General features: G+C 70.2%; 19 protein-coding genes. 9 read left to right on the top strand and 10 right to left on the bottom strand.

Translation table 11 applies throughout. The annotated features are described in order from the left end of the window. The first annotated feature begins 117 nt into the window (after positions 1-117). Complete coding sequence (locus tag AB0M73_RS02380; protein WP_363885843.1) at positions 118-1,386, top strand: epoxide hydrolase; 1,269 nt, start codon at positions 118-120, stop codon at positions 1,384-1,386. Here AB0M73_RS02380 and AB0M73_RS02375 read toward each other — a convergent pair. Genes AB0M73_RS02375 through AB0M73_RS02360 form a run of 4 tightly spaced genes read right to left on the bottom strand, consistent with a single transcriptional unit; the run spans position 1,383 to position 5,191 of the window. Next, positions 1,383-1,799, bottom strand: a complete 417-nt coding sequence (locus AB0M73_RS02375) for a VOC family protein (protein ID WP_363885841.1) — start codon at positions 1,797-1,799, stop codon at positions 1,383-1,385. The two genes, AB0M73_RS02380 and AB0M73_RS02375, sit on opposite strands and share 4 nt — an antisense overlap. A gap of 57 nt (positions 1,800-1,856) precedes the next feature. Then, entirely contained in the window at positions 1,857-2,519 is a 663-nt protein-coding gene (locus AB0M73_RS02370) for an SDR family oxidoreductase (RefSeq protein ID WP_363885839.1), read from the bottom strand. Position 2,520: 1 nt separating this feature from the next. Further along, positions 2,521-3,375, bottom strand: coding sequence for a DUF427 domain-containing protein (locus tag AB0M73_RS02365; protein ID WP_363885837.1), 855 nt, complete (start codon positions 3,373-3,375; stop codon positions 2,521-2,523). 16 nt (positions 3,376-3,391) lie between these two features. After that, positions 3,392-5,191 (bottom strand): Na+/H+ antiporter NhaA, encoded by a 1,800-nt coding sequence (locus AB0M73_RS02360; protein WP_363885835.1) that lies wholly within the window; start codon positions 5,189-5,191, stop codon positions 3,392-3,394. Between the two features lie 86 nt (positions 5,192-5,277). Between AB0M73_RS02360 and AB0M73_RS02355 the strand changes: the two genes are divergently transcribed. After that, a complete protein-coding gene (locus AB0M73_RS02355) occupies positions 5,278-5,772 on the top strand; it encodes a CGNR zinc finger domain-containing protein (protein ID WP_363885833.1) in 495 nt (164 codons plus the stop codon). A 13-nt stretch (positions 5,773-5,785) separates the two neighbouring features. Next, positions 5,786-7,432: an MOSC and FAD-binding oxidoreductase domain-containing protein gene (locus AB0M73_RS02350; RefSeq protein ID WP_363885831.1), complete on the top strand. Its 1,647-nt coding sequence runs from the start codon at positions 5,786-5,788 to the stop codon at positions 7,430-7,432. On the opposite strand, the gene AB0M73_RS02345 is transcribed toward AB0M73_RS02350, so the two are convergent. Both AB0M73_RS02345 and AB0M73_RS02340 read right to left on the bottom strand, forming a co-directional pair. Continuing rightward, complete coding sequence (locus tag AB0M73_RS02345) at positions 7,397-8,293, bottom strand: serine hydrolase (RefSeq protein WP_363885829.1); 897 nt, start codon at positions 8,291-8,293, stop codon at positions 7,397-7,399. The two genes, AB0M73_RS02350 and AB0M73_RS02345, sit on opposite strands and share 36 nt — an antisense overlap. A 32-nt stretch (positions 8,294-8,325) precedes the next feature. Continuing rightward, positions 8,326-10,566 (bottom strand): glycoside hydrolase family 3 C-terminal domain-containing protein, encoded by a 2,241-nt coding sequence (locus tag AB0M73_RS02340; RefSeq protein ID WP_363885827.1) that lies wholly within the window; start codon positions 10,564-10,566, stop codon positions 8,326-8,328. 199 nt (positions 10,567-10,765) lie between these two features. Here AB0M73_RS02340 and AB0M73_RS02335 point away from each other — a divergent pair, with 199 nt between their 5' ends. Further along, on the top strand, positions 10,766-11,746 hold the full coding sequence (locus AB0M73_RS02335) for a LacI family DNA-binding transcriptional regulator (protein ID WP_363885825.1): 981 nt from the start codon (positions 10,766-10,768) through the stop codon (positions 11,744-11,746). Between the two features lie 98 nt (positions 11,747-11,844). Then, positions 11,845-12,639: a hypothetical protein gene (locus tag AB0M73_RS02330; protein ID WP_363885824.1), complete on the top strand. Its 795-nt coding sequence runs from the start codon at positions 11,845-11,847 to the stop codon at positions 12,637-12,639. Positions 12,640-12,764: 125 nt separating this feature from the next. Here the strand turns inward: AB0M73_RS02330 and AB0M73_RS02325 are convergent, their stop codons facing one another. Both AB0M73_RS02325 and AB0M73_RS02320 read right to left on the bottom strand, forming a co-directional pair. Beyond that, a complete protein-coding gene (locus AB0M73_RS02325) occupies positions 12,765-13,655 on the bottom strand; it encodes a hypothetical protein (RefSeq protein WP_363885822.1) in 891 nt (296 codons plus the stop codon). Next, the gene (locus AB0M73_RS02320; RefSeq protein WP_363885820.1) at positions 13,652-15,667 is read right to left on the bottom strand and encodes an NB-ARC domain-containing protein; all 2,016 of its coding nucleotides are present in this window, start codon (positions 15,665-15,667) and stop codon (positions 13,652-13,654) included. The genes AB0M73_RS02325 and AB0M73_RS02320 overlap by 4 nt, the downstream gene beginning before the upstream one ends. A 53-nt stretch (positions 15,668-15,720) precedes the next feature. On the opposite strand from AB0M73_RS02320, the gene argG reads away from it, so the two are divergent. Next, positions 15,721-17,187, top strand: coding sequence for an argininosuccinate synthase (gene argG, locus AB0M73_RS02315; protein ID WP_363885817.1), 1,467 nt, complete (start codon positions 15,721-15,723; stop codon positions 17,185-17,187). A gap of 51 nt (positions 17,188-17,238) precedes the next feature. Here the strand turns inward: argG and AB0M73_RS02310 are convergent, their stop codons facing one another. Both AB0M73_RS02310 and AB0M73_RS02305 read right to left on the bottom strand, forming a co-directional pair. After that, positions 17,239-17,994 (bottom strand): alpha/beta hydrolase, encoded by a 756-nt coding sequence (locus AB0M73_RS02310; protein WP_363885815.1) that lies wholly within the window; start codon positions 17,992-17,994, stop codon positions 17,239-17,241. 43 nt (positions 17,995-18,037) lie between these two features. Then, positions 18,038-18,502 carry an Lrp/AsnC family transcriptional regulator gene (locus AB0M73_RS02305; protein WP_363885813.1) on the bottom strand — a complete coding sequence of 155 codons (465 nt, stop codon included), beginning with the start codon at positions 18,500-18,502 and terminating at the stop codon, positions 18,038-18,040. An 83-nt stretch (positions 18,503-18,585) separates the two neighbouring features. Between AB0M73_RS02305 and AB0M73_RS02300 the strand changes: the two genes are divergently transcribed. From AB0M73_RS02300 to AB0M73_RS02290, 3 genes are all read left to right on the top strand, one after another. Next, positions 18,586-19,794 (top strand): PLP-dependent transferase, encoded by a 1,209-nt coding sequence (locus AB0M73_RS02300; RefSeq protein WP_363885811.1) that lies wholly within the window; start codon positions 18,586-18,588, stop codon positions 19,792-19,794. Between the two features lie 18 nt (positions 19,795-19,812). Further along, positions 19,813-20,310, top strand: coding sequence for a hypothetical protein (locus AB0M73_RS02295; protein ID WP_363885809.1), 498 nt, complete (start codon positions 19,813-19,815; stop codon positions 20,308-20,310). Positions 20,311-20,372: 62 nt separating this feature from the next. Next, positions 20,373-20,957 (top strand): GNAT family N-acetyltransferase, encoded by a 585-nt coding sequence (locus tag AB0M73_RS02290; RefSeq protein WP_363885807.1) that lies wholly within the window; start codon positions 20,373-20,375, stop codon positions 20,955-20,957. Positions 20,958-20,987 lie beyond the last annotated feature (30 nt).

Genomic DNA, 20,987 nt, shown 5'->3' with positions numbered 1-20,987 from the left:
AGTGTGCGGGGAATCGGGTGAAAGTGCTGTTCCGTGGCGCACACAAGCACAGGACCGGGTCGATGTGACCGATCCTCCCCTAACGTCGGGGCACCGACATCACAGTGGGAGGCGGGCATGTCCGAGCACTCACGGCGCACTTTCCTTGCCGCGTCAGCGGGAGCGGCGGGGGCGGTGGCGGCCACAGGGCTGGCGGCGCCGGCGGCGGCCGAGGCGAACGGGTCGATCAGACGGTTCCGGGTGAATGTGCCGCAGCGGGATCTGGACGATCTGTACCGGAGGCTGGCAGAGACGAAGTGGCCGTCGCCGGAGACGGTGGGCAGCCGGGATCAAGGGGTGCGGCTGGAGACGATGAGGTCGCTGGTGCAGTACTGGCGGACCCGGTACGACTGGCGCAAGGTGGAGGCGAGGCTGAATGCCCTGCCGCAGTTCATGACCACGATCGACGGACTGGACATCCACTTCCTGCACGTGCGGTCGAAGCACGCGGACGCGCTGCCGATGGTGGTCACGCACGGCTGGCCGGGGTCGGTTCTCGAGCTGCTGAAGGTGATCGAGCCGCTGACGGACCCGACGAAGCACGGGGGCAGCGCCAAGGACGCCTTCCATCTGGTGATCCCGTCGATGCCGGGCTACGGCTTCTCGGGCAAGCCGACGACGCCGGGCTGGAACCCGGATCGCATCGCCCGGGCCTGGCAGACGCTGATGGCCCGGCTGGGCTACGAGCACTATGTCTCGCAGGGCGGCGACTGGGGCTCGGTGGTCTCGGACGTGCTGGCGCAACAGAAGCCGCCGGGCCTGCTCGGCATCCACGTGAACATGCCGGCGACGGTCCCGCCGGAGATCGCCCGCGCCCTCCAGGCCGGCGACCCGCCGCCGGCCGGCTTGGCCCCGGACGAGCTGGCCGCCTTCAAGAAGATGAACGCCTTGTACACCAGGGGTTCCGGCTACGCGGGCATGATGGTGACGCGCCCGCAGACCGTCGGCTACAGCCTGGCCGACTCGCCGGTTGGCCTGGCGGCGTGGATGTACGACAAGTTCGCGGACTGGACCTACAGCGACGGCGTGCCGGAGCGGTCGCTGACCCGGGACGAGATGCTCGACGACATCAGCCTGTACTGGCTGACCGGCACGGCCAACTCGGCTTCCCAGCTGTACTACGAGAACAACGCCAACAACTTCAACGCGGTCGACGTCTCGGTACCGGCGGCGATCACGGTGTTCCCGGGCGAGATCTATCAGGCTCCGCGCAGCTGGGCGGAGCGCGCCTATCGCAAGCTGGTCTACTTCAACAAGGTGGACAAGGGCGGGCACTTCGCCGCGTGGGAGGAACCGGAGCTGTTCACCACCGAGGTGCGGGCGGCGTTCCGGTTCCTGCGCCACTAGGGCTTTTCCTGGACGATCCAGGTGTTGCCGTCCGGGTCGGCGAAGTCGAGGAAGCTGGCGTAGGGACGGCGTTCGGGGTCGACGCCGGGCACGAAGTCGCCCTGCCAGTCGGCGGAAGCCTTGTGGCGCACCGCCGACACGCTCACGCCACGGGCGCTGAGCGCGGCATGGGCGGCCTCGATGTCCGGCACGGCCAGGTAGTTGGCCCGGGCGGAACCCGGCGCCGCGTCGGTCAGCCCGAGTCCGAATTGGACGGAGGCGGCGGAGCCGGGCGGGGTGACCTGCACGACCCGGAAGGACGGCGTGGGCTGGTAGTCGACGTCCAGCGCGAAGCCGGCCCGGTCCACGTAGAACCGCAGGGCCCGGTCGACGTCGCCGACGGGAAGGGTGAGCACCTCGATGCGGAAATCCATCACTTGCCTCGCTTGATGACGATGGGCGGGATCGGGCCGAGCACGGTGGTAGTCATCTCACACCAGCGGTTCCCCACCGTCGATGCCCAGCGAGGCGCCGGTCATGAAGGTGGAATCGAGGGCGAACAGGACGGCACGGGCGATGTCTTCGGGAGCGCCGATGCGGCGCGCGGGGTTGGTGGCGGAACGCGTGGCGAACAGGGTGGCCTTGGTCTCCGGACCGAGGGCGTCGTAGGCGCCGGTGTCGATGGTGCCGGGCGACACGGCGTTGACGCGGATGGGCGCGAGCTCAACGGCAAGGCCGCGAACGATGGCGTCGAGGGCGGCGTTGGTGCCACCGACGGCGAGCATGCCGGGCATCACCTTGCGCGCGGAAGCGCCGGACAGGAACACGAAGGAGCCGTCGGCCGGCATCAGCGGCGCGAAGTGCCTGGCCAGGAAGATCGGCGCGATCGCCTTGACACCGAAGGACGCGAGCACCGCTTCGCGGGTCAACGTCTCGACGGTGCCCCGGGCCCGGGCCGACGCGGTCGACACGACGTGATCGACGTGGCCCAGCCGCGCGGCCAGGGCGGCGATGCTGGCCTCATCGGTGACGTCGACCTCGTCCCGGCCGGCGACGACAACGGTGGCGCCGGCCTTCGTAGCGGCTTCGACGACGGCATGGGCGATGCCGGAGCTGCGGCCGATGACCAGGACGGTGCGGTTCTCCAGAGACATGTCAGTTTCCCTTCGAGGACAGTTCATCGGCGTCAAGGCCACGGTCGACACCGTGCGGCACAACGGTCTGACCGGGGGCCAGGGACAGCTTCCGGTCGTCCAGCCAGACGTCCACGACGTCCGGCTCGAACGAGATCAGGCCGGACACGGCGGCGACCTCCGGCCACGCGTCCGGGTAGCCCCAGGCGGCACGGCGACGGGCGCCGATGTCGTAGTAACTGGCCAAACCCTTGTAGGGGCAGAATGTCTGACCCGCGACCGACTCCAAAGCAGCCATATCGACGTCCTCACGCGGGACGTACCACCGGACGTCGAAGCCGGATTCGTACAGCGCCAACGGGGTGTGCGTGTCGGCGATCACCCGATCGCCGTCGCGGACGACGAGGTGCCGGGAGGTCTTGCGGATGTCGACCCGGTGGTACATGTCGGCGGCATGCCCGAAGATCCGCTCGTCCTCCTCGTAGAAGGCGTCCATGGCCCGCCAAGCGAAGGCAACCCGGTTCCGCAGAACCGAGGCGTGCGAAGGAAGATCACTGAACTGCCACGCGGCGTGGGGCTTGCCCGCAACGGAGAACCACGCCGTGGCGCCGAGATCCTTGTGCATGGTCGTCCGGGTCTCCACTGACAAAAAGCCCTCGACCACATCGGACAGCGGGAAGTACGCCACCGGGTATTTCCCGGGCTCGTGCAGGAGCACGACGTCCTCGCTGTCGGCGATCCACTCCCCGCCCAGCTGCACCCGCATCCGGCGGCGCAGCGGCTCCACGAACAACAGCCGCTCGGGCAGCGGCTCCGGCGTCAGGAAGTGTCCGACCGCCTTGCTGGACAACGGTCCTTGCTGCCATGCCAATCCCATGACTTCATCTCCTCGTTCAGGCTGTCGCGAAGGCGACGGCGTGGGTCCGCGCGGTCTCGATGGCGCCGTTGAGCGAGGCCAGGTCCTGCGGCCCGTCGTGACGGCGACCGTTGATGAAAAACGTTGGTGTGCCGGCAACTCCGCTGAGGTCGGCCGACTCGACGTCCCGCGCCACGCGGGCCTCGACGCGGCGCAGGTCGTCGCGGAACCGGTCGATGTCCAGGCCCAGCATGGCGGCGTAGGTGACGACGTCCTCCAGACCGAGGTCGCTCTGGTTGGCCAGCAACATGTCGTGCATGTCCCAGAACGCGCCCTGCTCCGCTGCCGCCTCCGCCGCTTCGGCGGCCAGCTGCGCGTGCGGGTGCACATCGGGCAGCGGCAGATGCCGCCACACGTAATGGATGTCCGCGTTGTCGGCCAACAGCTCCCGAGCGGTCGGGGCGGCCATCGCCGTCCACGGGCACTCGAAGTCCCCGTACTCCACGACGGTCACCGTGGCGTCGAAAGGCCCCCGCACGTGATCACGCTCGATGTCGACCGCCGGCACGAGATCCGTGAGCTGGCGGGCTTTCCCCAGCAGCACACGGGTCCGCAGCGGATCGGGCAGGGCGGCCGTCACGCGGTAGACGACGAAGCTCAGCGCGGAAGCCCCGACAGCGGCGGCAAGGACGCCGACCTTGGCCTGATCCAACAGCGGCCCGGTGAAAGCGAGGTCGGCGATCAGCAGCGACACCGTGAATCCGACGCCGGCGATCGAGCCGCTGCCCAGCACCGCCGCCCACCCGACCGGCGGCCGCAACGCCCCGCCGCTCAGCCTGGTGACCAGCCACGAGGCGCCCACCACGGCGATCGGCTTGCCCAGCACGTAGGCGGCGACGATGCCGATGGTGATCGGCGTGACCAACTGCCGCATGTCGAGCGTGATCCCGGCGTTGGCCAGCGCGAACAGCGGCACCACGAGCAGGCCGGTCATGCGGTGGAACACGTGCTGGAGCCGAGCGTTGACCGACAACGTGGACGTCAGCCCCATGGTCGCCGTCCGCGCCAGCTCCGGCGTCGGCTGCTCACGGAACAGCCGCACCAACGTCGTCGCCTCGATCAGCGCGTTCCGCCGGGGCAGGTGCGCCGAAGTCGCGAGGCCGACGGCGAGTCCGGCCACCACCGGGTCGATGCCCGACGCCAGCAGCCCGCCCCACACCGTCAACGTCAGCACGGCGAACACCGGCATCCGCCGCCGGAAGATCAGCACTCCGCCGTAGGCCAGGGCGGCGACGGCCAGCCCGAGCGGCCGGATCTGGCCGCTGTAGGCCACGGCGATGACCACCAGCGCGACGATGTCGTCCACCACGAACACGGTCAGCACGAACGTGCGGATCCGGTCCGGCAGGCCCCGCCCGACCACGCTGAACACGCCCAGCGCCAACGCGGTGTCGGTGGACATGGCCGCGCCCCAGCCACGCGCGCTGGGCCCGCCGCCGTTGATGCCGAGGTAGATCAGCACCGGCAGCGCCATACCGGCCAGGCCGGCGGCCACGGGAAGGATCAGGCGGCGGTGGTCACGCAGGTCGCCGAGGTCGATCTCGCGCCGCGCCTCCAGCCCGACGACGAGGAAGAACAGCGTCATCAGCCCGCTGTTGACCCAGTCCCGCAGGCTCAGCGCCGCCAACAGCGGCCCGAGCCGCACGTCCAGCGGCAGCGCCCAGAACTCGGCGTAGGCCGACGGGGCGAGGTTTGCCCAGGTCAGGGCCAGCGCGATGGCGGCAACGAGCACACCGGCGCCGCCGGTGGCGGTCCGTCGCGGAGACATCGTCATCATGGCTTCTAACCTTTCTAACTGGCTTGACTGGTTAGATCGAAACATGATTTGATATAACCTGTCAAGCCCGAGGTTGGAGGTTAGGAATGACGGACGAGACACTGCTGCTGAACCTGCTCAACACGACCCCCGTCGTGGAGGGCACGCAGCGTGACACCCTCGACAACGCCGAGGCCGGCCACGACTGGCTGCGGGAACACGGCCAGGAGCCCACCGACGACGAGTGGCGGGCCCTGGTCAGCGCCCGAAACGCGCTCCAGGGTGTCGTGCGCGGGCACTCCACACCACAATCGCTGCGTCCCTACGTCGACGGCATCGCCTACCGGGCGTCACTGGCCGAGGAGGGCATCGCCTGGGCGCCCGACCTGCCGGCGGGCCGGACCGCCGCCGCTCGGGCCGTGCTGGCCTGGGACAAGCTGCGCACCGACAACCCCGGCCGGCTGCGCGCGTGCGCCAACCCGGAGTGCCGGCTGTTCCTGATCGACCACAGCAAGCCGAACAGCGCCCGCTGGTGCTCGATGGCCGTGTGCGGCAACCGCATGAAGGCCCGCCGGCACTACCAGCGCACCCGCCAGGGCTGAAGGAGCCGAGACCATGGCACGCCTGTTGTCACTGAATGTCGGGATGCCCAAGGACGTGCCCTGGCAGGGCCGGACCGTGCACACCGGCATCTTCAAACACCCGGTCGAGGGCCCGCGCATGGCCCGCACGCTCAATGTGGACGGTGACGGGCAGGGCGATCTGGGCGGCCACGGCGGCGAGCAGCGGGCCGTGCTGGTCTACCAGCAACAGTCCTACGACTACTGGCGTGACGAGCTGGGCCGCGACGACCTGGAGTACGGCAACTTCGGCGAGAACTTCACCGTAGACGGGCTGCTCGACGACGAGGTGCACATCGGCGACCGGTACCGCATCGGGAACGCCGAGTTCGAGGTCACGCAGCCCCGTGTCACCTGCTTCCGCGTCGGAATGCGTTTGAACGAGCCGGAAATCCCCTCGCTCCTGGTGGCCCGGCACCGGCCGGGCTTCTACCTGCGGGTGATCCGCGAGGGCGAGGTGCGGGCCGGCGACGACATCGTGCGCACGGCGGTCGGGCGGCACGAGATGAACGTCGCCGACATCGACGCCCTGCTGTATCTGCCGAACCGGGACGTCGTCCAACTGCGCAAGGCCGTGGACATCCCGGCGCTGAGCCCGGGCTGGCAGTCCTCGTTCCGGGACCTGTTGGAGCCCAAGGCTTCCCCCGTCACGACCGGTTGGCCCGGGTTCCGGCCGCTGAGGGTGACGAAGATCGTGCCGGAGAGCACGACCATCGCCTCCGTCCATCTGTCCACACCGGACGGTTCGGCGCTGCCCACTCCACTCCCCGGCCAGTTCCTGACCGTACGGGCCGATTCCCAGGTGCGGAGCTACTCGCTGTCGGCGGCGTCCGAGGACGGATACCGGATCAGCGTGAAACGCGACGGCGCGGTCAGCACCTTCCTGCACACCAAGATCCGCGAGGGCGACACCTTGGACGTTGCCGCGCCGCGTGGCGACTTCACCTTGGTGGACAGCGATTCCCCGGTGGTGTTGCTGTCGGCGGGCGTCGGCATCACGCCGGTGCTGGCGATGTTACGGGCGCTCAAAGGAAGCACGCGCGAGGTGTGGTGGCTGCACACCGCTCGTTCCGCCGCCGATCACGCCTTCGCCGACGAGGTGCGTCAGCTGCTGGGCGATCTTCCGGAGGCCCACGAGCACGTCTACTACACGTCCGAGGGCCATCGGTTGAACGCCGATGCCTTGCAGGCCTTGGATCTACCGACCAACGCCAGCGCCTACATGTGCGGTCCGGCCGGCTTCATGGACGACATGACCTTGGCGCTGAAGGAACTTGGCATCACGGACGTCCACTCGGAACTGTTCGGCGCATTGCCGGCGATCAACCCCGGCATTGTCGGCGCCGTGACCAAGACGCCGCACCAGCCGGAGGGCCCTGTCGGCACCGGCCCGCGGATCACCTTTGCCCGCAGCGGAATCACCGTCCCCTGGCGCAGGGACTTCGAGAACCTGTTGGAGCTGGCGGAAGCCTGTGACGTGCCGACCCGCTGGGCCTGCCGAACCGGCGTCTGCCACACCTGCATGACGCCGGTGCTGTCCGGGGACGTGCGGTACCAGCCGGATCCGCTGGAGCCACCAGAGCCGGGCCAGGCGCTGGTGTGCTGCTCACGCCCCGCCGACGACCTGGTGCTGGATCTGTAGGCCCGCCACCAGGTTCTTGGCCACGGTCGTCATGACCCGGGTGGCGCCGCCGAAGCCGCCGGCCACGGGCTGCTGGCTCAGCGCCACCACGACGTAGCGCCGATCGGCCCCGACCAGGCCGGTGGTGTGCACGTCCCAGGCCGGACGGCAGCACGCCCAGGCCTGCTTGGCCCACCACTCGCCGTCGGGAAGGGCCGCGGTGATGCCGAAATCCTGGTTGGTGCCGTCGGCGGCGCGGGCCGTGGTGGCCAGGTCGGCCAGCAGGACGTCACGCTGCGCCGCCGGCATCGTCGTCACGATGTGCTGGTAGATCCGCACCACATCGGCGGCCGTGGTGCTGGTGTCGCCCCAACGGCCGGGGTCGCGCGGCGGGATCGTCCGCTTGAGGCCCATGGACCGCACCGCGCGGCTGACGATCTGCGGGCCGCCGTCGGCGGTCCACAACTGGTTGGCGGTGGTGTCATCGCTGGTGGACAGCATGCGCTGCACCTTGGGCAGGTTGTCCCCGGTCAGCTTGCCGGCCGCGGCCAGGTCGGTGGCGATGAGCAGCTTGGTCAGCGACTCGGCGGCGAACGGCTGGTTCTCGTCCGAGCGGCTCACGAAAGCGTTTTCCCGGAGGTCGTAGACGGCCGTCGCGAGCTGGATGTCGGCCGGCACGGCGGCCTTCGTGGTGGTCGGGGGCGCCACCACGGTGGTCGTCGGCTGAGGCGGCGGCACGGCGGTGGTCGTCACCGGCCGCTGTGCCGTGGCGACCCCGGCGGCGCCCACGCTCTGGAGCACCACGACAACCGCGACGAGGGCGGCGACGGCGACCCCGATGACCGTCACCGGCTCGGTCAGGTCTCGTCGTCGCTGTCTCACGGCAGTCACTACGCAGGGGGCAACCGAACGGGTCAGCCGAACATCAGACGACGGGCCCGCAGCCCGGGGTGGGTGAACACGGCGAACACGTCACGGATCCCTGGCGCCTCACCGGTGATCGGCGCGCGCTGCGGGCCCGAGCCCGGCGGCACGGCCAGCACCCCGATCAGCGGGCCCTTCGGGTCGTCCAGGTGCAGCCCGACATACAGCGGCACTTGCGTCGGATTCTCCGCGTCCAGGCTCCACGTCCGGCAGCCGGTCGCGTCGCAGCCGCGGAAGGCCAGCCATGACCGCTGCCCCGTCGCCTCCATCGCCGGGCCGTCGACCAGCACCATGCCGGCGGCCTCGTCGGCCCTGGTGCACATCAGCGAGGCGCCGGCGAGCCGCCGGATCGGGATCTCCTGGCCGACGGTGTCGAACCGGACCGCGTGGCCGCCGACCAGGACCTCGTGCTCGGCGGTCTCCAGCACCCAGTCCTGGCTGGCGACGTCGAAGAACGACACGTCGTCGGCGGTCAGCGTGAAGGCGACGGTTCGCGAAGTCCTTGCCGGCACGGCGATCCGCGTGAAGTGCCGGAGCTGCCGCCGGGGTTGGCGCACGCGCGAGGTCAGTTGGCGGGTGTAGAGCTGCACGACCTCGTCGCTGTCGCGGAAGCCCTTGTTGTGCACGCGGATCGTCACGGTGATCCGCCCGTCGGCACGGAGTTGTCGGCCGCTGAGCACCGGAGGGTCGTAGCGGAAGGTGGTGTAGCTCAGGCCGTGGCCGAACGGGAACAGCGGTTCCGCGCAGTGGTACAGGTAGGTGTCGAAGCCGGTGTCCGTTGCGCGGTACCAGGTCTGTGGCAGGCGGCCGGCCGGGGAGCGTTCTCCGAACAGCACCTCCGTCACGGCGACGTCGGTCTTGCCGCCGGGAGCGCTCCAGAGGATGCCGCCGATGTTGGCCTCGGCCCAGTCCAGCGCGTACGGATGACTGCTCAACACCGCCAACACCGTGTTGGGGTTCGCCGCCCGCACCGCTCGCAGGGTCCGCTCCTGCTGCGCCGGCAGCAACAGGTTCTCGCGGTCGCGGCGGTCCTCGGCGTCGTTGGCGACCACCACCAGCGCCACATCGGCCGCGGCCGCCGCCTCGGCCGCGAGCGTGGCGCCGTCGGCGACGGGTTCCCAGAGCATGGTCTTCAGCACAACCGTTTGTCCATTTCGGACGTATCGGAGCGTGACCGTGCCGTCGTTCGCCGGCCGGAGGTCGACCACTTGACGGCAGGGTCCGTTGCTCAGCTCGAACACGTGCCGAGACCACTCTATGGCGTCGAACACGTCGTTGCCGCCGCTCGGCTGACCCAACCGGAGCTCGCCGCCGGCGGCCACCAGGCAGCGGCGGCCGTCGGCCTCGCGCAGCCGCACGCGGTCGTTGCCGCCGGTCAATGTGACGGTGCCGCCGGCAGTGGTGACGACCTGTCGCACCGCGGCCGACAGGCCGCACGAACCGCCCGGATGCACCACGGCGACCCGCATCCCGGGGCCGACCAGCAGCGGCAGCAGGCCGTCGTTGCGCAGCAGCACAACGGCTTCACGGGCGACGTCCAGATCCAGCCCGCCGTGATCGTCGCCCGAGGACACGCCCACCCGCCCGAACACGGCGGCCATCCGCGCCGTCGCCGCCGCGATCTCCGCGTCGAGGCCTTCTGCCGCCACGAGTTCGTCCAAGACTTGGCCGTTGCCGACGAAGCCGTCCGCGCCGGCCCTCATCGCCGGCACGACCGGGCCGCCGGTGGTGAGCACCGGCGCGCGGCCGTCGCTCCACGGCCGAACGCCCTCCTCGATCAGCATCCGGACCACCATCGGCGAGTCGTCGAAAAGATGTCGTGGCAGCACCAGGCCCTGCGCGCCGCCGATTTCGAAGACCGCGCGGTAGACCGGCAGTTCCTGCTCGTGCAGGGCCCGCGCGCTGAAGCCGTGGCGACGGCCGCAGCACGCCTGCTCGTCGAGATCGGTGATCACCGGCGTGCACGCGCCGCTCATGCCGAACAGGTGCGCGGCCGCCAATCGGGCGGCGAGCAGCGGGTCTTCGGCGTAGCCGAGCTCGTTTCGGCCCAGCCGGGGATCCCGCAGAGCCTGGTCCAGTTGGACGCCGACGACCTCGCCCGCGTGCCGGTCGCCGAAGGCCGTGCCGACCCGGCGGGCCAGCTCGGGGTTCCAGGTCGCGCCCAGCCGCAGCGGCCGGACCTCGGGCGTGGGCATCGGAATCGGCGGCCGGACCAGGTCGTGCGCAGCCATGGGCACCCTCGCGTAACCGAGCGACCATCGGCTCCGAAGTCGCGGGAGCTCACCCAACCATTCCGACCCCGGCCGGTCAAGCATGATCGTCCACGTTGGTCTGTACCATTTTCCTTTGCCTCGCAGCATGTTCAGCGCTTTCGACAGTTTCGAGTCGGCCGACCTTGCGTTTGCGTGAAACGTCAACTAACTTCTGGCCGTGGCCACCATCCACGACGTCGCGCGGGCCGCCGGTGTGGCGCCGAGCACGGTGTCCTATGTGATCAGCGGCAGGCGGACGGTGTCCGCCGCGACTCGAAGACGGGTGCAGCAGCAGATCCGACTTCTCGGCTACCGACCCCGAGCCAGCGGTCTCCTCGAACGCAGCGACCTACTCGCGTTACTGGCCCCGCAGCGGCCCGGGATCGAGGCGCCGACGGCCATGCGCTTCACCGCCGCCGCCACGGCCGCCGCGCGATCGCACGGCCTGGACCTGTTGCTACTGACCAAGGACGGCGATCCCGGCGAACTGCGCGAGGCGGTCGTCGGCTCGCTCGCCGACGGCCTGATCGCCCTCGACGTGACCGCCGCCGACAACCGCGTGCCGATGCTCACCGCGCTTGATCGGCCGACAGTGCTGGTCGGGGTGCCGGACCATCCCAACGCGATCACCTGCCTGGACCTCGACTTCGCGGCGGCCGCCGCGCTGTGCGTCGAGCATCTGGCCGAGCTCGGGCATCGCCGCGTCGGGCTCGTCGGGCCCCCGCCGGCCGTGCACGAACGTGGGGTCAGTCACGCCGCTCGGTTCCGGCAAGGGTTTCTCGACTCCGCCGAGCGCCACGGGGTGCTCGGTGTCTTCCGGGCCTGCGGCGACAACATCCAGGCATGCCTGGACGGTCTGCTCGATGCCGGTGTGACCGCCCTGGTGATCCAGAACGAGGTCGCCCTGACGCCGCTGATGAACGATCTCGGGCAACGGGGACTTGTCGTGCCGCAGGATGTCTCGGTGATCGCCGTCGGGCCGCACGGCGGCGATCCCTGCACGCTCACCACCGTCGAGGTCCCGGCCGCACTGCTGGGGGAGCTCGCCGTCGAAATGGTCGTCGATCAGCTGGACGGCTCCTCCCCCGCCGAGATCCGCCTGCTGCCGCCCCGGCTGGCCGCGCGCGCCAGCACCTCGCGACCGTCCACTCGGGACTGATCCGTCGAATCTGTCGAATACCGGTGATTCGTGAACCGAGTGGCTCTTGGTCCTCGTAAACGAGATCGGGACGTGGCAGACGGGACAGGAGTTTGGTCATGAGGATCAGTTACGCGGCGGTTCCGCGAAAGTTTCGAGTCGCCGCGGTGGTGCTCGGGGCCACCGCAGTGCTCGGCGGGGCGGCGGTCGTGGCCACCCACAGCGGCACGGCCAACGCCGCCGCCGCCGTGCCGACCGTGGTCTGCCCGTCGGTGCGGGACAAGCTGCCGGCCGTGCCGGCGGCGTCCCAGGCCGAGGTGACGCGGAACCTGACTCTGCTCGACACCCAGATCGCCGAGGCGAACCGGCGCCTGGTCACGACTCAGGGGCAGGGCGGGCCGAATTTCGTCAACAACGCCATTCTCGGGCCGTTGAAGGACAAGCGGGTGTCGACCATCGACCGCATCGCCATCTCCATCGGCCGGCACGCGGCCAAGCCCGCCGGGCTCGACGCCCTCGCGCCGTGCAGCCTGAGCACCGCCGGCGCCGCACCGGGCACGGTCTCCGTCTCGGTGCCGACCTCGACCTCGACCTCGACTTCGGCTTCGGCGGCGGGCGTCCCGACCGTCAACTGCCCGTCGGTCGAGGGCAAGCTGCCGGCCGTGCCCGCCGCCGCCCAGGCCGGCGTCACCGCCGAGCTGGCCAACCTGGCCAAGGAGATCGGCGAGGCCGACAACCGGTTGGTCACCTCGCAGGGGCAGGGCGGTCCCAACTTCATCAACAATGCCATTCTCGGGCCGTTGAAGGACAAGCGGATCGCCGTGCTGGACCGCATCGCCATCGACATCGGCCGCGTCACCGGCAGCAAGCCGGCCGGCCTGGCCGCGCTGGCCCCCTGCACGCTCAACGGATGATCCGCCAGGACACGTAGACGCAGACGGCCAGCGCCGGCGTGGTGACCACCGTGCCGGCGATGGCCGGCGCCACGACCTGGTCGGAGAGATACAAGGCCGGCACAGGTGGGATCGTGGCTATCCGGTCATTCCGGCGGATCGCCCGGCAGCACGGTCGCGGCCCGCTGGCCGAGGACGGCGCAGCGCAGGTCGACATCCTGGTCGAGGATCGGCGGCTGTCCTAACAGGACCGATCCGACGACGACGAGGAAGACCCGGGTGACGGCGTCGCTGCCCTTCTTGGTCTGCGGGGATTGGTAGAGCAGGTAGCGGGCGGCCTGCCAGGCCGCCAGCGACCGCTCGGCGACCAGGAGTGTCAGAGCGGCGGAGAACAGCGTCGCCCGCACGGAATCGTCGGCGGAGACGGCATAACAGGGGTCGCCGCCGATCTCGATCTGAGAGACGTCACGACCACGGCCGACCAGGCGGGCAACCAGGGCGGCGCTGATGTGCGCGGCCTCGGCCCCGCGGACGAGGCGGTTGCCTTCCCGCACGGTGCCGTCGGGGAGGGTGACGGCGTTGACCAACACGTCACCGTCGTTGCCCTCAAGCGAGAAACGGTCGTGCACCGCCCGGCCGTAACGGAGCATGATCCGGGAGGCAGGGGTTTCGTTGCCGCCACGGAAGGTTTGGGTCTCGGGATCCCAGGTGGCGCCGTGGCGGAGGCGGCCGAGGTAGCCGAGGCGGTCGTAGTTCGGGCCTCCGTCCTCAAGCGAGGTCACAAAACGAGAGGCGTCGAGGGCCAACCCCTGCCCGATGCGGCCGGGCGCGCGCAGGGCGAGATCGTGCCGCCAGCGGATGAGATCGGCGTGGACGGCCCGCAGGTCAGTGACGTCAAAGCCGTCGGCCAACCGCTTGCGGGCGGCCTCGGCCGCTGCGGCCTGCTCGCCGCCGAACGCACGGACCCGTTGCAGCTGAACGGGATCGTCGGTGCGTAGGGAGAGGTCGGGAGTCGGGAAGCTGTCGGTGGTAATCATGCCTGGTCCAATCGGCCGCGAACCCGCTCGGCGTCGGCCCCGCGCTGCTGGTTCTCGTACAGGGCCAGGGCTGCCTCCCAGGATCGCCGCGCACGGGCGGCATCCCCGAGCAGCGACCGGCATTCGGCCAACCGGTCCAGAGTCTCGGCCAGGTGGTAGGCGTGCCGGCCGTCGAACAACGCCAGCGCCCGCTCGTAGTGTCCGACGGCCAGATCGACGTGGCCGGCTTGTTGTTCGATGTGCCCCAGACCGTCCGACGCGGTCGCCTCACCGTCGACGTTTCCGTTACGCCGATACAGATCCAGCGCCGCCAGGCACGCCGCCCGAGCGTCGTCCACATGGCCCAGCACCGCCTCGTACCGGCCCTGGAGTTCCAGCGCGTCGGCGATGTCCAGAGCCGCGTCAACGTCCCGATAGGCCGCCATGGCCAGGGATGCGTGCTCCAATGCCCGCGGCATGTCCCCGGCCTCACGCCAGGCCCGGGCCAGCGACCGGTGCGTGTGCCCCTCACCCCACCGGTCGCCAATGCCTTGATACAGAGCCGAAGCCTCCCCCAACAACGCCAGGGCGTCCTCGACCGCCCCCGTCCGAACGAGGGCGGACCCTAACAGCCGCCGCGCCAGGGCCGCCGACGAATCGTCCAAACGGTCACGCAGCGCCACCCGCCACGTGCCGGCCTGGTCCCGCACAAGCCCCTGCTGCCAATGAAAGCTGTGCATCACCCAGGCCAGCCGCCAGGCATCGACGAACCGTTCCCGCTCGGCCACGAGCCGCTGCAACGCCAGCAGGCAGCCATGTTCGGCCTCGAACCACGCCAAGGCCGCGACCCGGTCCTCGAAACGGGCCTCCGACGTGACGTCGATGGCCACCCGCCGCGGATCGAGCACCCGATCGGCGGCATACCCGGTCCGCACGTAGTAGCCGACGAACCGGTCGAGGGCGTCCTCGACACCGTCCAATTGGGACAACGCATACAGCCGAACCAGGTCGTGCAGCTGCCACCGGCCCGGCACATGCTCGTGCACAAGGGAAACCCGTTCCAGCGCACGGAGAACCGTCAGCACAGCCGGCCGATCCGTCAGACAGGCAATGGCCGCAATGCCCGCATCGGCGCCGGGAATCAGGCCCAACAGGACGAAGATCGCGGCCTCCTCTGCCGACAGTGCCTGGTACGACCAAGAAAGCACCGTCTCCAGCTCGTCCAGCGCCGGCAATCGGCTGGCCCGGAGCTCGCGGGCGAACACCTCGATGGGGAACTCCAGGCGATCGGCCACGCGGCCGGCCGCGATCCCCAGCGCCAGCGGCAGCCCCGCGCAGTCGGCGACCAGGCTGCGCACCGCCGCCGGCTCGGCGTCCAGGCGCGGCCGCCCCAACCGTCGCTCGAACAGGTCGACACTTTCGTCGGCGGTCAGCTCCCGGAGCCGGACCCGCACCGAGGCGTCCAGGGTTCGAAGCTGGTTCCGGCTGGTCACCAGGGCCACGCACCCCGGGGTCGCCGGCAGGGCCGCCCGCACGTGCTCGGCGTCCCGCACGTTGTCGAACACGATCAGCATCCGCTTGCCGGCGACCAGGCTGCGAAACCTTCCGACCTGGGCCTCAAAATCCACCGGCACGGCCGACGGCGGCACTCCGAGCGCGTCCAGCACGCAGCGCAGCACCGCCGCCGGCGGCAGGAACTGCCCGGCCGGCGCTATGCCCCGCAGGTCGACGAAGACCTGGCCGTCCGGGAAGAGATCGAGGTTGCGGTGCGCCCAGTGCAGCGCCAGCCACGTCTTGCCGATGCCGCCGGCCCCGACGATCGCCGCCAGCACCGGCCCGTCCGCGGACACCGCGGCGTCGAGTAGGGCCAGTTCCGCGGCACGGGCCGTGAACCACCGCGGCGCGGGTGGCAGCTGCCGGGGCACCGGGGCGTCCGGCTGGGCGAAGACGATGTCGCCGTTGACCACGCCGGCCAGCACGAACGGCGCCGACGGCGAGCCCGTCACCTCGTTGTGCGCGCCCCCTCTGTCCACGCCCCGAATCTACCGCGTTGCATGATCATGCATCGGGATGTATATTTCCGAACGTGTCCAAGGTGCTCACTTCCCTCCCTGTCGGCGAACGTGTCGGGATCGCCTTCTCCGGCGGCCTCGACACCTCGGTAGCGGTCGCGTGGATGCGCGAGAAGGGTGCCGTCCCGTGCACCTACACCGCTGATATCGGCCAGTACGACGAGCCCGACATCTCGTCGGTGCCCGCCCGTGCCCACCAGTACGGCGCCGAGATCGCCCGAGCCGTCGACTGCAAGGCCGCCCTGGTCGAGGAGGGGCTGGCCGCGCTGTCGTGCGGCGCGTTCCACATCCGATCCGGCGGCCGGGCCTACTTCAACACCACGCCGCTGGGCCGCGCCGTCACCGGCACCCTGCTGGTGCGGGCCATGCTGGAGGACGACGTCCAGATCTGGGGCGACGGCTCCACGTTCAAGGGCAACGACATCGAGCGGTTCTACCGCTACGGCCTGCTGGCCAACCCGTCGCTGCGCATCTACAAGCCGTGGCTGGACGCCGACTTCGTCACCGAGCTCGGCGGCCGCAAGGAGATGTCCGAGTGGCTGGTCGCACACGGCCTGCCCTACCGGGACAGCACCGAGAAGGCGTACTCCACCGACGCCAACATCTGGGGCGCCACCCACGAGGCCAAGTCCCTTGAGCACCTCGACACCGGCATCGAGATCGTCGACCCGATCATGGGCGTGCGGTTCTGGGACCCGGCCGTCGAGATCGCGCCCGAGGACGTGACGATCGGCTTCGAGCGGGGCCGGCCCGTCACGATCAACGGCAAGGAGTTCGGCACGCCCGTCGACCTCGTGCTGGAGGCCAACGCCATCGGCGGCCGGCACGGGCTGGGCATGTCCGACCAGATCGAGAACCGGATCATCGAGGCCAAGAGCCGCGGCATCTACGAGGCGCCCGGCATGGCCCTGCTGCACGCGGCCTACGAGCGGCTGGTCAACGCCGTCCACAACGAGGACACGGTGGCCAGCTACCACAACGAGGGCCGTCGGCTGGGCCGGCTGATGTACGAGGGCCGCTGGCTGGACCCGCAGTCGCTGATGCTGCGCGAGTCGCTGCAGCGCTGGGTCGGCATGGCCATCACCGGCGAGGTGACGCTGCGGCTGCGGCGCGGCGAGGACTACTCCATCCTCGACACCACCGGCCCGTCCTTCAGCTACCACCCGGACAAGCTGTCCATGGAGCGCACCGAGGACGCCGCGTTCGGCCCGGTGGACCGGATCGGCCAGCTCACCATGCGCAACCTGGACATCGCCGACTCCCGCGCCAAGCTGGAGCAGTACGCGGGCCTGGGCATGGTCGGCAACGCCCACCCCGTGCAGCTGCTCGGCGCGGCGCAGGCGGCGGCGACCGGCCTGATCGGCGCCATGCCCGAAGGCGGCGCCGAGGCCATCGCGGCCCGCGGCGAGGCCTCCACGCTGAGCGTGTCCGACGAGGACGAGCTGCTCGACCTCGCGGCCATGGAATCCGGCACCGACTGAGCTTCTCCCCCGGACGCCGGGAAGGCCTGCCGGCCTTCCCGGCGTTTTTGCTTACAGGGCTTGCAGGATCAGTTTGGCCACGGCATCGGGGCGCACCACGAAGGACAGGTGCCCGGTCGGCAGTTCGCTCGTGACGGCATTCATCCGCTTCGCGACGAAGCGCTGCAATTCCGGCGCCGTGGTGCGGTCGGCGGTGGTGACGAGATAGCGGGACGGCTTTGTCCGCCAGGCCGCCGTTGTCGTGCGGCCGGCGAACAGCGTCTGGGCAATTCGCCCCTGCACGGCGTAGAGGACGCGGGCGTCTTTTGTCGGCACCCCGTTGGCGAAGTCGGTGAGAAATGCCTGTTCCGTGAGCCCGCCGAAGCCGTTGGCGAAGACCAGGCCGGCATTCGCGGGCGGCGTCGGGAATCGGCCGGCAAGGGCCGCGTAGTCCTCACCCTCGGCCGGCGCGCGGGCCGACAGGTAGACGAGCTCGCTGACCAGCGGATGGTCGCCGGCCTGGGTGATGACCGAGCCGCCGTAGGAGTGGCCGACCAGCACGGTCGGGCCGCTCTGCCGGTCGATGGCCCGTTTGGTGGCGGCGACGTCGTCGTCCAGCGAGGTCAGCGGATTCTGCACCGACGTGACGGTGACACCGGCCGCCTGGAGGATCGGAATCACCTTGGCCCAGCACGAGCCGTCGGCGTAGGCGCCGTGCACCAGAACCACGTTGCCTTTGGCTCTAGGTGTCGCATACGCGGTTCCGGTGCCCAGTGCGGCAACTGCGGTCCCCGTGGCCAGGAGCTTGGAGAAATGGCGTCGATCCATGGATCCGAAGGTACTCGGGGCCGTGCTCGGAGTTCTTACCAAATCATTTCGACTCCACCAATGCGCAGAGAGCTTCGACACCCGAACCGCGGAGTTCCCTCAGTTGCAGGCGCGTGTCGGTTTCGACGACGCCGTAGTCGCGCGGCAGGGCCATGACCAGTTCATCCAGTTCGGCCACGTCACGGCAGGCGACTGTGAGGGTGTAATCCCAGCGGCCGGTGACGTGCGCCCCGGACAGCACCGCCGGCAGATCCAGCAGGCGGTCTTCGAGCTCGGCGTGGTCGGGGCCGGGACGCAGGCGCACGTCGATGAACGCCTTGAGCGGGCGGCCGAGGGCGGCGAGGTTGATCTCGGCGTGGCAGCCCCCGATCACCCCCGCCTCGGTGAGCCGGCGCACCCGCTCGGCCGTGGCCGTCGGGCTCAGCCGCACCCGCGCGGCCAGGTCCCGAAAGCTCAGCCGGCCGTCCCGAACCAGCTCACCGAGGATAATCCGGTCGATCGCGTCCATGGCTGGAGTATCCGCTACGAAATCGCGTTTTCACAGCGGGAGACGCCACCAAATCCGCCTTCACGGCCCGTAATGTCGGGTCCATGAGCGACGCCAGGCCCGCCAAGTCCGCCGGATACCTCTCCCGCACCCGCCCGGTGGTGCCGCCGATCTACCAGTCGGCCACCTTCTACCTGGACGACCTGGCGTACAAGGACATTCAGGAAGGCGGGCTGCGGGAGCACTGGTACAGCCGGTTCGCCAACCCCACCGTGGACGCCGCGGCCGCCGAGATCGCGGCGCTTGAGGGCGCCGAGGCCGCCCTGATGACCTCCTCCGGCATGGCGGCCATCGCCACCACGCTGCTCACCCTGCTGGCCAACGGCACCGCCGACCAGCCGGCCCACGACAACACCCAGTCCTCGCCCGTTCTCGGCCGGCCCGGCCGGATCGTCGCCGCGCGGCAGGTCTACGGCGACACCCGGGACCTGCTCGTCCGGGACCTGCCCGCGCTCGGCGTCGACGTCACCATGGTCGACGCCACCGACATCGGCGCCTGGGCCGAGGCCATCGCCGCCGCGCCGACCGCCATCGTCTACGCCGAGACGCTGTCCAACCCCCAGCTCGACCTCACCGATCTCCCCACCCTGGCCCGACTGGCCCACGCCGCCGGCGCGAAGCTGGTGGTGGACAACACCTTCGCCACCCCGTACACCGTCAATCCCTTGCGCCATGGGGCCGATGTCGTCGTGCACTCGGCGACCAAGTTCCTCAGCGGCCACTCCGACGTCATCGCCGGCGTGGTCGTCGCCGACGCCGCCACCGTGACCGAGGTGCAGAAGCGGGTCATCACCTTCGGCGGCTGCCTCGACCCGCATGCCGCTTTCCTTGTCTGGCGCGGCATCCAGACGTTCGATCTACGCCTCGAACGCTCCTGCGCCACCGCCGCCCGGCTGGCCTCCGTCCTCGCCGCCAACCCCGAGATCGTGTCCGTCCGCTACCCCACGGGCGACATCGCCACCCGGGTCATGCGCCCCGACCGTCGCGGCGCCATGGTCGCCTTCACCGTGCGCGGTGGTGACACCCGTGCGCTGGCCGTGATGCGGCACCTCACCGTCGCTTCCGAGGCCACCAGTCTCGGCGGCGTCGAGTCCTTGGTCAGCACGACCTTCAACTCCTCCCACTTCTCCCTCACGCCCGAGGAGCGCGTCGCCGCCCGTATCGACGACGGCATGATCCGCCTGTCCTGCGGCATCGAGGACCCTTCCGCGCTGATCTCCGACCTGGAACAGGCTCTGGCGGCTACCGTCTGACCGCATGTTGCCGAAAAATTGAACACTGCCGCGACGTTGGCCACCTTGCTGCCTTCGGCCCTGCACCAGGTCGAGCCCCGCGAACGCCCTCGCCTCAACGACAATCTCCTGGCGTTCTACGCCGACTACTACCCCGACCACGCCCTGTTGTTGTGCTGCTTCGACAACGCCGAGGCTCAGCGGGCCAAGCCCTTGCTGCTCTGGTACCGCCCCGCCGACCCCGACCTGCTCGTCGCCCCCGCCCTCGACTGCCACACCGGCGGTGTTCCCTCGTTGGACGCCTCGGTCCCCGTCGACCACCTCGTCGCCTTCGGCACCGACGAGGGCCCCGCCGACTGGGGTTGGCCCGTCGCCTACTCCCCCGGCCTGCGCCACAAGCTCCGCCAGCTCCTCCCCGCCGCCGTCATCGGCCAGCCCTTCCACGGCGAGCTCCCCAACGGCGACTTCGCCATCACCCACGACGACCTGCTCGCCGGCGACCCCGCCCGCATCCGCCGCCTCAGCCCCGCCGGCTGAACAGGGGCATGGCTCACAATCCCGGTTCCGCTCCAACGGATTTGTCTCGTAAGGTCGGTGGCGTGCCTTCTCTTGTCACGCCAGCGTTGCCGGTGGGCACGCTCGCATCGCGGACGCAGCCGGAGATCCACGCGGAGGGGCTGGTCCTGCGGCCGTGGCGGGCGGATGACCACGCGAGCGTGATGGCGGCGTACGCGGATCCGGGGATCCAGCGGTGGCATGCCCGGACGATGACCGACGACGAGGCCCGCGCCTACATCGAGAACTGGGAGCGGCGGTGGTGCCAGGAGTCGGGGGCGGGGTGGGCGGTCACGGAGGACGGGAAGGTGGCGGGCCAGGTCAGCCTGCGGACGATCGACCTGCGGGAGGGCCTGGCGGAGGTGTCGTACTGGGTGCTGCCGGAGGCGAGGGGGCGTCGGACGGCGAAGCGGGCGCTGACCGCGATGTCGGGGTGGGCGTTCGGGGAGCTGGGCCTGCACCGGATCGAGGTGCTGCACTCGACGCGGAACGAGGCGTCCTGCCGGGTGGCGACGGCGGCGGGCTACGCCCTGGAGGGCACCAAGCGCAGCGAGGCCAAGCACGCGGACGGGTGGCACGACATGCACCTGCACGCCTGCGTCACATCAGATTGTCAAACTTTCAACTAAGCGGGAGAATGGGGCCACGGACGACCTCGG

It is taken from the genome of Kutzneria sp. NPDC051319 (assembly GCF_040682195.1).
Taxonomy (GTDB): domain Bacteria; phylum Actinomycetota; class Actinomycetes; order Mycobacteriales; family Pseudonocardiaceae; genus Kutzneria.
This window is presented reverse-complemented; position numbering and strand designations above follow the sequence as displayed.

What these genes read in the sequence shown, in the direction of transcription:
- AB0M73_RS02355 (WP_363885833.1), top strand. Translation starts at nt 5,278, where the DNA reads ATGACGGACGAGACACTGCTGCTGAACCTGCTCAACACGACCCCCGTC.
- AB0M73_RS02305 (WP_363885813.1), bottom strand. Translation starts at nt 18,502, where the DNA reads ATGGACGCGATCGACCGGATTATCCTCGGTGAGCTGGTTCGGGACGGC.
- AB0M73_RS02325 (WP_363885822.1), bottom strand. Translation starts at nt 13,655, where the DNA reads ATGATTACCACCGACAGCTTCCCGACTCCCGACCTCTCCCTACGCACC.
- AB0M73_RS02330 (WP_363885824.1), top strand. Translation starts at nt 11,845, where the DNA reads ATGAGGATCAGTTACGCGGCGGTTCCGCGAAAGTTTCGAGTCGCCGCG.
- AB0M73_RS02370 (WP_363885839.1), bottom strand. Translation starts at nt 2,519, where the DNA reads ATGTCTCTGGAGAACCGCACCGTCCTGGTCATCGGCCGCAGCTCCGGC.
- AB0M73_RS02300 (WP_363885811.1), top strand. Translation starts at nt 18,586, where the DNA reads ATGAGCGACGCCAGGCCCGCCAAGTCCGCCGGATACCTCTCCCGCACC.
- AB0M73_RS02350 (WP_363885831.1), top strand. Translation starts at nt 5,786, where the DNA reads ATGGCACGCCTGTTGTCACTGAATGTCGGGATGCCCAAGGACGTGCCC.
- AB0M73_RS02380 (WP_363885843.1), top strand. Translation starts at nt 118, where the DNA reads ATGTCCGAGCACTCACGGCGCACTTTCCTTGCCGCGTCAGCGGGAGCG.
- AB0M73_RS02310 (WP_363885815.1), bottom strand. Translation starts at nt 17,994, where the DNA reads ATGGATCGACGCCATTTCTCCAAGCTCCTGGCCACGGGGACCGCAGTT.
- AB0M73_RS02340 (WP_363885827.1), bottom strand. Translation starts at nt 10,566, where the DNA reads ATGGCTGCGCACGACCTGGTCCGGCCGCCGATTCCGATGCCCACGCCC.
- AB0M73_RS02375 (WP_363885841.1), bottom strand. Translation starts at nt 1,799, where the DNA reads ATGGATTTCCGCATCGAGGTGCTCACCCTTCCCGTCGGCGACGTCGAC.
- AB0M73_RS02360 (WP_363885835.1), bottom strand. Translation starts at nt 5,191, where the DNA reads ATGATGACGATGTCTCCGCGACGGACCGCCACCGGCGGCGCCGGTGTG.
- AB0M73_RS02365 (WP_363885837.1), bottom strand. Translation starts at nt 3,375, where the DNA reads ATGGGATTGGCATGGCAGCAAGGACCGTTGTCCAGCAAGGCGGTCGGA.